At 56.8% G+C, this 11,579-nt stretch carries 10 protein-coding genes and 1 tRNA gene; 8 read left to right on the top strand and 3 right to left on the bottom strand.

Features of this window, described 5'->3' with window-relative positions; translation table 11 throughout:
• Positions 1–2: 2 nt before the first annotated feature.
• A complete protein-coding gene (locus AC1XYH_RS04265) occupies positions 3–677 on the bottom strand; it encodes a methylamine utilization protein (protein WP_483325425.1) in 675 nt (224 codons plus the stop codon).
• Between the two features lie 179 nt (positions 678–856).
• Here AC1XYH_RS04265 and AC1XYH_RS04260 point away from each other — a divergent pair, with 179 nt between their 5' ends.
• The 8 genes from AC1XYH_RS04260 (at position 857) to AC1XYH_RS04225 (ending at position 8,348) form a co-directional block, all read left to right on the top strand.
• Entirely contained in the window at positions 857–1,855 is a 999-nt protein-coding gene (locus AC1XYH_RS04260; RefSeq protein ID WP_483325424.1) for an LLM class flavin-dependent oxidoreductase, read from the top strand.
• An 80-nt stretch (positions 1,856–1,935) separates the two neighbouring features.
• A tRNA-Gly gene (locus tag AC1XYH_RS04255) sits at positions 1,936–2,009 on the top strand.
• 310 nt (positions 2,010–2,319) lie between these two features.
• Positions 2,320–2,784, top strand: a complete 465-nt coding sequence (gene bfr / locus AC1XYH_RS04250) for a bacterioferritin (RefSeq protein ID WP_483325423.1) — start codon at positions 2,320–2,322, stop codon at positions 2,782–2,784.
• A 305-nt stretch (positions 2,785–3,089) separates the two neighbouring features.
• On the top strand, positions 3,090–3,629 hold the full coding sequence (locus tag AC1XYH_RS04245) for a glycine zipper 2TM domain-containing protein (protein WP_483325422.1): 540 nt from the start codon (positions 3,090–3,092) through the stop codon (positions 3,627–3,629).
• 15 nt (positions 3,630–3,644) lie between these two features.
• Complete coding sequence (locus AC1XYH_RS04240) at positions 3,645–4,373, top strand: DUF6515 family protein (RefSeq protein ID WP_483325421.1); 729 nt, start codon at positions 3,645–3,647, stop codon at positions 4,371–4,373.
• A 296-nt stretch (positions 4,374–4,669) separates the two neighbouring features.
• On the top strand, positions 4,670–5,569 hold the full coding sequence (locus tag AC1XYH_RS04235; protein ID WP_483325420.1) for an FAD binding domain-containing protein: 900 nt from the start codon (positions 4,670–4,672) through the stop codon (positions 5,567–5,569).
• A complete protein-coding gene (locus AC1XYH_RS04230; protein ID WP_483325419.1) occupies positions 5,566–7,857 on the top strand; it encodes a xanthine dehydrogenase family protein molybdopterin-binding subunit in 2,292 nt (763 codons plus the stop codon). Before AC1XYH_RS04235 ends, AC1XYH_RS04230 begins: the two co-directional genes overlap by 4 nt.
• Positions 7,854–8,348 carry a (2Fe-2S)-binding protein gene (locus tag AC1XYH_RS04225; RefSeq protein ID WP_483325418.1) on the top strand — a complete coding sequence of 165 codons (495 nt, stop codon included), beginning with the start codon at positions 7,854–7,856 and terminating at the stop codon, positions 8,346–8,348. Before AC1XYH_RS04230 ends, AC1XYH_RS04225 begins: the two co-directional genes overlap by 4 nt.
• Here the strand turns inward: AC1XYH_RS04225 and AC1XYH_RS04220 are convergent.
• Both AC1XYH_RS04220 and AC1XYH_RS04215 read right to left on the bottom strand, forming a co-directional pair.
• Positions 8,345–10,213 (bottom strand): methyl-accepting chemotaxis protein, encoded by a 1,869-nt coding sequence (locus tag AC1XYH_RS04220; protein WP_483325417.1) that lies wholly within the window; start codon positions 10,211–10,213, stop codon positions 8,345–8,347. The genes AC1XYH_RS04225 and AC1XYH_RS04220 overlap by 4 nt on opposite strands.
• Before the next feature lie 117 nt (positions 10,214–10,330).
• On the bottom strand, positions 10,331–11,548 hold the full coding sequence (locus tag AC1XYH_RS04215; RefSeq protein WP_483325416.1) for a hypothetical protein: 1,218 nt from the start codon (positions 11,546–11,548) through the stop codon (positions 10,331–10,333).
• Positions 11,549–11,579 lie beyond the last annotated feature (31 nt).

The following is an 11,579-nucleotide window of genomic DNA, read 5'->3' as shown; positions in this document are numbered from 1 at the left end:
CGCTACTCCGCCGCTTTCTTGAAGCGTTGCTGCAACGGAGATAGCACTGGTGTCGGCGCCTGCTTAGCTGAGGACACTGGCAGGCTCAGAACCTGGCCCGCTTGATTCAGGTCCAGCTCACCGAGTGCGACGGGCGGCTGCTCAAGCTGTGATGGATGCCACCACGAGACCGGCCAGTTGCCAGCCGGCAAATCAGGCAGCGACACAATCCCCTGCGCATCGCTCACGGCAAAGCGGGGGCTTTGGGTGACCAGAATGTAGCCAATCATGGAGTCGTGAATATTGCAGCCAAGCACCACTACACCGGCGCGATCAAAAGCGACCGGAGGTGCCTCAGCGCCCTTGAAAAGACGCAGCTCAAACGGCTTGGCAGAAGAGAAAGAATAGACGTGATGGCGCACATCATCACTATTTGGAAAGTCCACCAGGGTGCCAACAGGCGCAACCAATACGCGTGGCACAAACTGTATATCGACCTGATCCATCACATACTGCTGAGACTGCAACGCGGGTATGCCATCCACGAGCAACACGGCATTGGACAAAGGCGCGCCAGCCTTATCAGTCAACATGACCTGCGCAGCATTACTTTGCACAGTCCAGAGTAAAGAGACGGCCGCGGATAAGAGGGTAAACATGGCGTAGCGCATTTTCTTGCCGTTCGAGTACTGATACATGGGCTGTTCGCTCTATAAAGAAGTGATACGGCAGCCTGCGTACTGCTCCGATCCTCCGACGCTCAAGCTCCAATTGGTGGTCACAGCTGAGATTCGTTGCCCAGTCGTGATTAGCTATGTTGCCTGACATCATTCGACGTTAGCATAGCCTGATTGCAAACTGATGTGCAGGAGCGAAGATGACAACCTCGGCCATAAAGCTGTCCATACTGGATTTGTGTTCCGTTACTGAAGACGCAACACCCGCAGACGCCCTGCACAACGCCCTAGCGTTGGCAAAACTGGCCGAAACACAAGGCTACAATCGCTTCTGGGTCGCAGAGCATCACAATATGACCGGCATAGCCAGCGCCGCCACCTCGGTGGTTATGGGTTACCTTGCTGCCGGCACCAACAATATCCGCATCGGCTCCGGCGGCATCATGCTGCCAAACCACGCTCCGCTGCAGATTGCAGAGCAGTTCGGCACCCTTGAATCGCTTTACCCTGGCCGCATTGATCTGGGTTTGGGCCGCGCGCCCGGCACAGACCAATCCACTGCTCAGGCATTGCGTCGTGGCCGTACCGATGGCGAAGATTTCCCGTTGATGCTGGATGAACTGCGCAAGCTGTTCGCCACGCCTACGCCCGAACAGCGCTTACGCGCAGTGCCAGGCGCCGGTCTCAACGTGCCTATTTGGCTGCTCGGCTCCAGCACTTTTAGTGCACAGCTGGCGGGGCGCCTCGGCCTACCTTTTGCCTTTGCCGGACAGTTCTCGCCAGACTATCTATTCAGCGCACTGCGCCTGTATCGCGAACACTTCACTGCATCAGAACAACTTGCAGAGCCCTACGCCATGCTTGGCATCAACGCCTACTTGGCCGATGACCGAGAGCAAGCACATTATCTAGCAACCTCTCACCAGCAAGCGTTTCTCAACTTGATTCGCGGTCGCCCAGGTCAGATGCCCGCGCCTACTCACGATATGGAAAGCCTCTGGCAGCCCCACGAACGCCACCAGGTAATGTCTACCCTATCCGGCAGCTTAATCGGCGACCCAGAAGCCGCAGGCGAGCAAATGGAGCAGTTGCTGGAGCGTACCGGCGTAAACGAATTGATCGTCAATAGCCCAATCTTCGACCAGCAAGCTAGACAGCACAGCTATGAACTACTGATGCAACTCAACCAACAACGCTAAAGCAAATCTGTATGGCGGAGAAAACAAATATCTCCGCCCTCTTCCCCAGCGTCAGCGACTCTGGTACAAAGACCGCCTGTGCGGGTGTAGCTCAATGGTAGAGCAGAAGCTTCCCAAGCTTACGACGAGGGTTCGATTCCCTTCACCCGCTCCAGAATTACGGCTAAGCAATTGATTTAAATAGAATTAAATCACCCTTCCCGCTTTTCCTCGCTGCCCTTAGCTATCTCCAGCGTTGTTCTTTTCCGCGAGCCGCCACTACACTCAGGGTTAGCCGTTGTTAACTTACTGGCTTGTATGAAAACCAATGCAATCAAGAAGTACTTCCATCACGCTTTTCAACACCATCAAAGTAAACATAACCTATTGTAAGTATTGAAATTTTATTTACTCATAAGATGGCAATTCGAATCCAATTTAGGCACAATCCGAAGATCGTCAAACAGTCGCAGGAGTAACTCAGCATGCAGGGTCAACCAGAGGTCATTAATTGCCTGATCGAACTACTGCGTGGCGAGCTGGGCGCGCGAGACCAGTACTTCCTGCATTCACGCCTGTACGACGACTTTGGCTACAGCAAGCTGTACGAGCGCATCAATCACGAAATGGAAGAAGAGACGCAGCACGCTGATGCGATTCTAAAGCGCATTCTCTTTCTGGAAGGCAAGCCGGATATGCGTCCGTCGGAGATCACACCCGGCTTCACTGTGCAGGCAATGCTGGAGTCCGATCTCAAGCTGGAATATGAGGTACGTGAGAACCTAGCCAAAGCCATTGCGCTATGTGAACAACACAGCGACTACCCCACCCGCGAAATGCTTGAAATACAACTCAAGGATACCGAGGAAGATCACGCCTACTGGCTGGAGCAGCAGCTGCGTTTGATCAAGATGGTTGGCGAGCAAAATTACCTGCAGTCGCAAATGTAAGGCTACGCGCAGCTGCTTGAACAATGCCCCGACAGCTTCGATTGTCGGGGCATTGTTGTTTGTGCTCTCGGTTCCTCAGCACCTATGGCCATTCTTCAACCAAGCCAAGTACCCCCTCCCAACCTTTACGAAATCTTTACATTCTTGCGGCGCCGACTGACACAACGATAGATACGCTAGGCACAGATGGTTAATCTGCCCGGCGCCAGCAATACCGCCCCTGACAGAAGTCCCATTGTTTCCTTTTCGACCTCCCAGGATGGCGGTCATTGGCCTGACGTGGATGTCTCTTTCAGGGTTGCCACATGCCGCATTCCGGTATCGCCTCACCATCACTGCCCCGCCTTCGTGCTCTGGCTGTGCTATTGCCCATTTTGCTCAGTGCCTGCGCATCAACTGTGGCGATGCCAGCAACTGACTCCGTTATGTATTCACGCAGTCCACTTGCCGTCTATCCGTCGCAAGGACAAAGCGCCGAACAGCTCAACTACGACCGCTATGACTGCCACCAATGGGCAGTTCAACAATCGCATTTCGACCCAGCCACCATGAGTGGCAACAACAGTCTTGAACCCGTCCCCAGCACGCCTGGCGAAGGTACTGCCACCGGAGCGGTATTCGGCGGCATTACTGGAGCCGTGCTCTCGGGCCCGCACCACGGTGGCGAAGGTGCACTGGTGGGAGCCGTTTTGGGTGCGGCCATCGGTGTGGCCTCGGACGCCCAAAAGGCAGAACAGATAAACAGCATCAACGCCGACCGCAGCGCTCAGCAGGGCTTGGTCGAAGACAGCTACCAACGCGCTCTGGAAGCCTGCCTGATTGGGCGTGGCTACAGCGTTCGTTAAAGAGAGGAAGACAATATGCACAACATTGGCGTCATTATCCCCAAACAGCTGGCACTCCTGGTCGCTGCGAGCCTGCTCACCAGCACGGCGGTCTTCGCCGGTCCGGGGGATCAGGACCGACGCGACAACGCCGGCCAGAACTCCCGGTATGATCAAAGCAAGCACAACCAGCAACCTCAGCATCAGCCCGCCCAACAAGCGCAGCGCGCGCCAGTCCGAGTAACTTCGCAGCCGCACATGCGGCCCGGCAGCAGTGTGGCCAGGTTGCCCAGCGGCTACCGACAGATACACCATCGTGATCACGACTATTACTATGTAAGAGGCGGCTGGTATCGCCCACACGGCAACGGTTTTATCGTCGTGACCCCACCCATAGGGCTATCTATTCCAGTTTTGCCCGGCGGCTACATTAGCCTGATGATTGGTGGTCGCCCTTACTACCGTTACAACAATATTTATTACGTGCAACGCGGCAATAACTACGTAGTAGTCGACGCACCGAGCCAATCCAACGTCAGTACACCCGCGCAGGATGAGCTCTTTATTTACCCCGCCAGTAATCAGTCTGCGGGCCAACAGTCAAAGGATAAGTACGAATGCCATCAGTGGGGTAATAGCCAAACGGGCTACGATCCTACACAACCTTATGGCGGAGTTGCTGCTAACGCGGCCAGTGCTACACGAGCCAATTACCAACGCGCGATGACGGCCTGTCTTGAGGCACGGGGTTACACCGTTCGCTAACGCTGTGAGATCGTACTTGCGAGCTACACATTTACAGACCAAACGGTCAGCTTTTATAAAAAGCTGACCTTTCAGAGAACAAACCCTGAAATTATTCTCAATCCCAGCGTTTTTATGCGCACCATAAATATGCACTATTTAAGCGTTCGCACCGTCATTTAGCTTCCCTACTCGCACTTTCTACCTGGCTCTAACAGCCCATGCCTTTTAACTGACCAATCAGACAGCTATTCAAAGCTACGACACCAAAACACACAAAATGGCACTTTTCCTGCATCAATCAATAGAACCCACTAATGGAGCCCGCAAGTGACACTGATCAGGCCAGCAAAGCAATTCCTATCGTGTCCATCAAGCCAATGACGATAGCCGTGACCGACCGCACTCAAACGCATATTCTGTTCCCACAGAGCGCCTCTGAAGCGGTTGCTTTGGCAGTACGCCATCAAGCGCCCTATATAGCTGGCGCGACCGCTCTTCAGCTGAGCTGGAACAAAACGGCGAACTGGCCCACTCAAGCTATTGCACTCAGCGGGCTGAGCGAGTTGATCGGATGCAAGCGTTTGGCAAGCAGCTGGCAGCTCGGCGCCTTAACCTCATTGGCGGAGCTAGCCAATAACAGAGCGCTAGCCGAAGACATGCCACTGCTTTCTCAGGCAGCCGTTAGCGTTGGCGCTGCCGGCGTACGTCAACTCGGGACTCTGGCTGGCAACATCGGTTTTGCTGGCGATCTACTGCCTTCGTTACTGGTGCTGGATACCCAGGTTCTCTGGATTGATCGACATGGCAGGTCGCAACAACAACCGCTAACGCAGTGGCTTGAAGCGCCGCAGTCGCAAGGTTTGATCACCGCTTTGCAAATACCCGTCCCCCTAGCCGGTAGCCTCACCCGCATGGAAAAGCTCGCCAGCCGCAGCGCTTTCAACCCGCCATTGTTGAACGTAGCTAGTCTGCAATGTTGGCAAGAAGGTCAACTGCAGACACTGCGACTGGCCATTGGTGGCAATGCTATTCAGCCTTGTCTGTTACCGATCAGCCCTCATTTTCTTCCGCTCCAGGACAGTCGTCGCGTGCTGAACACTGCCTTGCGCGCCACCCTCGACAGCATCCTGCCGCTCGGCTGCGCGCAGCGTGACTACTTGATATCAGCCGGCGCCAACCTGCTGTGCGACCAACTGAGTCCAGACTTGTCATGAATAACGTCCCAACCGCCGTACCGCTGGACCAAGCGCACTTTGCCGAACGCTGGAGCGCCCGTCCTGACAGCACCGAGAAAGTTTACGGACTCCAGCAGTATCCCACCGACGAATTGCACTGGCCCGGATTACTGCACGGCCGGATCCTGCGCAGTGCCTGGCCGCACGCGCACATTTTGCATATCGACTTGAGCCAAGCTCGCAGCCTGCCCGGTGTACGCGCGGTCGTTTGCGCTGAAGACATTCCAGGCACCAACAGCTACGGCATCATCTTTCGGGATCAGCCCGTGTTCTGCACTGACAGAGTTCGCTTTCTCGGCGATGCTATTGCTGCAGTGGCAGCGGATAGCCCCGAAATGGCAGCTCACGCACTCACCCTTATCAAGGTGGTTTATGAACCACTACCCAGCATCGGCGATAGCCAACAAGCTCTGGCTTCAGGCGCTCCCCTGCTGCACCCCGATGGAAATCTGCTGGATAGCTCACAACTGAGTCACGGCGATATTGACGCAGGTTTTGCTCAGTGCAGCTATATCGTCGAAAGCCGCTACAGCACCCCGCGTCAGATGCACGTATTCATGGAGACCGAAGGCGGCGTGGCCATTCCCGAGCAAGACGGCAGCCTGACCTTTCGAGTCGGCTGCCAAAGTGGCCATCGCGACCGCGATCAGCTCGCCGACATCCTCGGCTTACCGCAGAAAAAGGTGCGGGTTATTGGCCTTTCTACCGGCGGTGGCTTTGGTGGCAAAGACGAGCTGACCATGCAGCCTGCTGCCGGCTTGCTGGCCCTGAAAACCGGCCGCCCCGTGCGCATTCATTACGACCGCAAAGAGTCCACGCGGGCCGGCATCAAGCGCCATCCGATACAGATGTTTGCGCGTACCGGCTGCGACGCCGAGGGCCGCCTGATTGCCCATCAGCTGCATGCTGTGCTGGATACCGGAGCCTATGCTTCTCTGGGTCCCGCAGTGCTGACCAACTTCAGTGATCACGCAGCCGCGCCCCTGTATCGCATCCCGCACGTTGAGGTACAGGGCCAGCTGGTCTACACCAACAACAGCGTTGCCGGTGCCTTTCGCGGATTCGGTGGCAACCAGGCGACCTTCGCGGTGGAAAGCCAGCTGGACAAACTGGCGCAGGCTGCTGGGCTATCGTCCGCGGAACTACGCCGCCGCAATCTGCGCACCCCGGATGATGACGGTGTAGAAGGCCAAAGCCAGCAAATACCCTGTCACCCCGACACGCTGCTGAACGCTGCTATCGCATCACCATTATGGCAAATCAACCCCGCTGACGGGGAGCGCGGACGCTGGCTGAGCGGCGTGGGCATGGCATTAGGCGCGCAGGGCAACGGCTTGGGCAACGGCTTGCCTGATGCGGGCGGCGCCAGCCTGCGCCTGACCGAACAAGGCGCCATTCAATTAGCATTTGGGTTTATCGAGTACGGACAAGGCGTGGTTGCCGCCGTTCAGGCTTTGGCCTGCGAAGCGCTTGGCTGCAGCGCGGAGGATTTGGATATTCGCTTGGGCGACTCTGACGGTCCCGATTCCGGTCCTACCAGCGCCTCACGCAGCACAGTGATTGCCACAGAAGCACTGCGGCGGCTGCGCGACGACTGGCAACAGCAGCTGATCCAGCTAGGCAAATCCTTATTGGGCGATCAGCGGGCATTACGCACCGGTGCCGGTGGGCTCTGGCACGATGAGCCACAGGGGGAGCGTGCTATCAGCTATCAAGCATTGGCAAGCCGAAGCAAAGGCGAATCACTGCCGACGCTAAAAACCCATTTTGACTTTCCCACTGGCCCCGACGCTCAGCCCAGAGGGCGCTACCTGCAATTATTGATTGCCACTGTTGCCCGCGTCAGGGTGGATCGCTTCACTGGCCGCGTGAAGGTGACCCATCTGCACCACATCACCGCCGGCGGTAAGGTCATTCACCCGCCGAGCTATCTAGGTCAAATCGAAGGGGCGGCCGTCATGGGTATGGGTATGGCGTTGCTGGAAGATGTGCCTATGCACAACGGCGAGTACCAACTCGATAACCTCGATGCCTATCTGATCCCAACCCTGGCCGATGCACCTGCACAGCAAGTTGATGTGATCGAAACCATCGTCGCCGGCGATCAATACCCTGTGCGCGGTATCGGCGAGCTGGGCATTGAAGCCATCAGTCCCGCATTGATGGCCGCGATTCAGGATGCCACTGGTGTACGGCCATGCGACCTGCCCGCTCGCCCCGCTGTACTACTAGCCGCTATGACCGCAGCCGAGGGAAACCTGCCATGAGCACCGAAAATACTGCTGCGAGCATGCAGCTAAACTTTACCTTGAACGGGCAGTTGCTGAATATTAGGGTCGGCCCGGCCCGCCGCCTGCTGGACATACTACGCCTAGACCAAGGACTCACTGGCCCCAAGGAAGGCTGCAGCATTGGGCGCTGCGGGGCCTGCACGGTTCAGCTCGACGGCGCTGCAGTGCCAGCGTGTTTACTGCTGGCCTATCAGGTGCAGGGCAAAGAAGTGAGTACTGTTGAAGGGCTGCGCTCCCAACCGGTATTTCAACGGGTGGCGGACAGCTTGATCGAACACGGCGCGCTGCAATGCGGCTACTGCATCCCGGGGATAGCCACTAGTTTAACCGCCGCCCTGACGCAGAAACCGCACGCCAGCGCAGCCGAGTTGGAGCAAGCAATGTACGGCAATCTATGCCGCTGTACCGGTTATAGCGGCTTACAGCAGGTAATCAACGACTTGGCGAGCCCTGATCAACATATCTAAATACGGAAACTGCCAACCAACTGACGCAGACGCGCCACTTGTTGTTCCAGCGAGGTACAGGCGCGCAGTGTTGCCTGCAAATTGTCGACGCCTTCCTGGTTAAGCATATTGATGTCGTTGATATCCACGTTGAGGCTTTCAATCACCGATGTCTGCTCTTCGGTCGCGGTGGCGACTGACTGATTCATATTGTCGATCTCGCCAATGCCCAGCGTAATCTGCTGGAGCCGCTCGCCAGCTTGACCGGCAACGCTTACGCTGTGCTGGCTGTATTCCTGACTGTCGCTCATTAGGCTGACGGCCGAACTAGCGTCGCCGCGCAAGCCTTCAATCATCACGTGAATTTCCTGCGCGGAGCTTTGCGTACGGTGCGCCAGATTGCGCACTTCATCCGCCACAACCGCGAAACCTCGACCCGCTTCACCAGCCCGTGCAGCCTCAATCGCAGCGTTGAGCGCCAGCAAATTGGTCTGTTCAGAAATGCTCTGAATCACCTCCAAAATGCGCCCGATATCGGCGGTTTTGTGACTCAACTGCTGAATGGTCTGACTCGACTCACTGATCTTGCTAGACAACTCCTGCATCGCCACTATGGTCTTACTGACCACCTCACTGCCCTGCTCTGCGCCATTACGCGCGTCACTGGCTTGCTTGGACGCATCGGCCGCATTGCGGGCGATCTCCTGCGCTGCGGCACCCAGTTCATTGATCGCCGCGGCCACACTGTTGGTGCGCGCCGCCTGCTGATCTGAGCTGGCCATATTGGCGTTGGAAGCATCGACCACGCGCAGCGCCACATCATTCAGCTCACTACTGGTTTGCGCGACCTGGCTGATGGAGTCGTGAATGCGCTCGACAAACTGGTTGAAAGCGCTGGCCAAGCGTCCGAATTCGTCGTCGCTGTTCACCGGCAGGCGCTTGGTCAAGTCTCCCTCACCCTTGGCGATGTTGTCCAGCGCGAGGCCCAGGGAATTGAGTGGCCGCAACAGGTAACGCATCAGCAGGCTGAGCAGCAGTACTATGGCAGCCAATGCAATCAGCGCAGCAATCAAAGCTGAAATCCGGAAGCTGGTCAGGCTGGCAAAAGCCTTGTCTCGATCGACCGACAGCCCCACATACCATTCCACCCCAGGCAGCCCACTGACCGGCACAAAAGTCAGCAGCCGTGGGTGCCCATCCAGTTCGGTTTCACTGAGGCCGCTACTGATCTGCGGCGTATTCTGCGGGTATATATCCCGCAGCGTCTTCATCTGCAGGCTGCTGTCGGGATGCACCAATATGCTGCCATCACGGCTGACCAAGAAGGCATAACCCAGACCATTGAAGTCGAGTGCGTTAATAATCTGCGAGATCGCCTTCAAGTTCAGATCACCCGCGGCCACCGCAGCACCGGCTGGCGTGGCGATGGTCATGGTTAGATCACCGGTGGCAGCATCGACGTAGGGAGCAGTCAAGATAGTTTCGCCTGCGGCGCGAGCATCCTTGAACCAGGGACGGGTACGCGGATCATAGTCAGCCGGCATCTCCGACTCCGGGCGCATGGTGAACTCGCCATTGGCCCCACCCAGATAACTAAAGTCAAAGGTTTGCGCCAGCGTGCGCTGCTCCAGCAAGGGCACCAACCGGTCTGGCGCTTCGCTTTGAGTGTTGGCAGCCAGATTTTCCAGCAACAGAATCCGGCCGGATAGCCAGTTGCTGATATTCTCGGCCGTCAGGCTACCGGCATCGGCCAAATAGGTTTGCAGGTTGTCTTGCAGGGTCTTGCGCTGCAGGTAGTCGTTGTAAACGGAAAAAGCCGCGAAGGCGGCGATAACCACCACACATGCCGCACCAACAATTTTCTGATTGAAACTGAGTTGCGCCATGCCGGTCGCCTCGCGAAAGGGTTGTTACCCATTCTTGTCGTCCACGGCGGGCAAAACTTTATTCGCTGCGGCGCATTTAGCTATAAATATGCCCGGCGGGCCTACCGCAGCGACTGATCACTCAATCAACGGCTTACGCAGCCGCTGGGACGCGCCTAGCCAAGGCTGCAGTTCTAGCCGCCAGATTGCCCGTAAGCCTTTAATCAGCAGATACAAAAATAGCAGCGGTAAAATCAGCGTACGCAAAACAAAGAGCGTCATCGCCCGCAGCACCGTATCCACTGCGCCGTCCAGCGCCTGCTTGATGGCAACATAAGTTTGCGGATCGCCTGCGCGCGCGAGCTGCTCGCCGAGGCCGGTAAACCCGTCACCCAGTGCATCCCAGAATGCCGGATCGCTGTCGGCTTTGGCCTGCTGCAAGGCTGCCCGCTCCTGCTCGACAGTAGCCAAATGCTGAGCAACTGTCGCCAACTCGCGCGCAATACGTTGCAGCTGTTCATCCATGCGCTGAATCTGCAGTTTCAAAAATTCGTAATCCGCATCCCGATCGAAAGGATTCAGGCGCTGTAGGCCGCCCATTTGCTGTTCCATGTTCTCCAGCGCGCGCTGGCTTTGCTGCCGTGCGCGCCCGATGCGCTCACGGTCGGACACCAGCTGTGAGCGTTTCTGCTGTAGTTGGAGCTGACGCTTACCCAGTGCCGTCAACGCCGGCTGGCCATCCAGAACCTTATCGGCTGCACCCAGGGTTTCCACCTGGGCGGGTAGATTATCCAGCAAAGCCACTTCCTGGCGTGTTTCTTCGGCCAAGAATTGGTTATCCACCACGGCATTCATTAACACCACTGCGGCTAACGCAAACCGCAAGAACAGCAGTGCCATAAACAACCGCAGACACTTGGGAGCCCAGCGCCCCTGACGCCAGAACAGACTCAATGCCAGTAGCAGGCCGCTGATACTGATCAGCACCTTGAACATCGAGTGGGAAACCACGCCAAGTAGAATTTTCTGGGTTAGCAGCGAACCGATAGCCCACTGCATCAGGGTGCCATATTGTTCGATCAGATCATTGAAGGGGTCCAACAGCTCGCCGAGCGTCACCGCTACGCCGCCGAACAGGCTGAAGCTCAGGGTGGTCGATTGTAATACTGAAATCAGCGCGTTAAGCGCGCGGGCCGATGCAAAGGCGACAGAGGCTTGCAGCAAGGCACCATCGATATATTCCACCGACGCCCGGTCTGCGCTGCCCAGCCAGGACAGCAGCACCACCAAAGCAGCGAAAATGAGTACTCCAATACGAAGCCAAAATGACCGCTGTCTGCGTAGGTCGCTCTGCATGAAACACCTCTGGCCGCCTGCTGGAGGGACT

The sequence above is a fragment of the Pseudomonas sp. GW-45 genome (assembly GCF_056896675.1).
The sequence above is the reverse complement of the archived record's forward strand: the minus strand, read 5'-3'. Positions and strand labels throughout refer to the sequence as shown.

Coding starts and splice junctions, on each gene's coding strand:
- AC1XYH_RS04265 (WP_483325425.1), bottom strand. CDS start 677: ATGTATCAGTACTCGAACGGCAAGAAAATGCGCTACGCCATGTTTACC.
- AC1XYH_RS04260 (WP_483325424.1), top strand. CDS start 857: ATGACAACCTCGGCCATAAAGCTGTCCATACTGGATTTGTGTTCCGTT.
- bfr (WP_483325423.1), top strand. CDS start 2,320: ATGCAGGGTCAACCAGAGGTCATTAATTGCCTGATCGAACTACTGCGT.
- AC1XYH_RS04245 (WP_483325422.1), top strand. CDS start 3,090: ATGCCGCATTCCGGTATCGCCTCACCATCACTGCCCCGCCTTCGTGCT.
- AC1XYH_RS04240 (WP_483325421.1), top strand. CDS start 3,645: ATGCACAACATTGGCGTCATTATCCCCAAACAGCTGGCACTCCTGGTC.
- AC1XYH_RS04235 (WP_483325420.1), top strand. CDS start 4,670: ATGGAGCCCGCAAGTGACACTGATCAGGCCAGCAAAGCAATTCCTATC.
- AC1XYH_RS04230 (WP_483325419.1), top strand. CDS start 5,566: ATGAATAACGTCCCAACCGCCGTACCGCTGGACCAAGCGCACTTTGCC.
- AC1XYH_RS04225 (WP_483325418.1), top strand. CDS start 7,854: ATGAGCACCGAAAATACTGCTGCGAGCATGCAGCTAAACTTTACCTTG.
- AC1XYH_RS04220 (WP_483325417.1), bottom strand. CDS start 10,213: ATGGCGCAACTCAGTTTCAATCAGAAAATTGTTGGTGCGGCATGTGTG.
- AC1XYH_RS04215 (WP_483325416.1), bottom strand. CDS start 11,548: ATGCAGAGCGACCTACGCAGACAGCGGTCATTTTGGCTTCGTATTGGA.